This is a genomic window from Vibrio sp. YT-19(2023), assembly GCF_033337395.1.
Map to the genome: position 1 here is coordinate 1 of NZ_JAWOQN010000288.1, position 856 is coordinate 856.

An 856-nucleotide genomic window follows, 5' to 3' on the forward strand; every position below is an offset into this window, starting at 1 on the left:
AAGTGCAAGTGCAAGTGCAAGTGCAAACGAGGTAGACCATTTTTATGTCGGCGGCAATTTACTTGTAGGTCACAATACTGAGTTAGATGCTGGTATTGCAACTATTGATGAAAGCAACGACTTAGGTGGAGGTGTGTATGCTGGTTATAATTTTGCAGTTCACCCTAATGTAGATTTAGGTGTGGAGTTAGAATACCAACATTTTGGTGAAGCTGAATTTAATGAAGATGCCAGTGTTAAAGGTGATGCCTTTTATATTAACGCACGCCCTAAGTTTATAGATAAAGGTAATAAATTATATAGCGCACTCATTCTTGGCGTTGGTTCATTAAAGGGCGAAGCCAACGTCTTCGGTATATCTGAATCAGAATCCAAGTTCTCTTATCAAGCAGGATTGGAAGTAGGTTACATGCTTGACAATGTAGACCTTGCTATCGGCTACAGATACAGGTCTGCTGAATTTGATGGTGTAGATATCAACATTCAAGGTGTGACAGTTGGTATGAGATATAACTTCTAGTAGCTTGCTACGAATGAGCTATCACAACCAAAAAGCTTCCCATTCGGGAGGCTTTTTTAAGTGCAGGTTATTCCTACTATGGTAAATCCGTAAGTTAGCTATCAAAAATCAGGCTTCCTGTTACCTAGAAAGCGTTAGCAACGGTTTTAATAAGAAATCTATACCTAACGTTTTGAAAGTTTGTGACACTTTGAACTTGATTTACAGGGCAAAAGTCAGCGAGTGCGCTTGAAACAAGAACAGCACAATGATGCCCATTTTTCGTACTAGTTATACTTGGTCAAAATTCAACCAGTAACAATCCTGTTCTTTTTGACGAAACAAACTTTGGGGCAT

Annotated in this window: 1 protein-coding gene; it reads left to right on the plus strand. The window is 39.0% G+C overall.

All coding sequences use genetic code 11. The features are described from left to right. On the plus strand, positions 1-520 hold a 520-nt coding region (locus R7E78_RS25445), incomplete at its 5' end, for an outer membrane protein (protein WP_318058516.1). Positions 521-856: the final 336 nt, after the last annotated feature.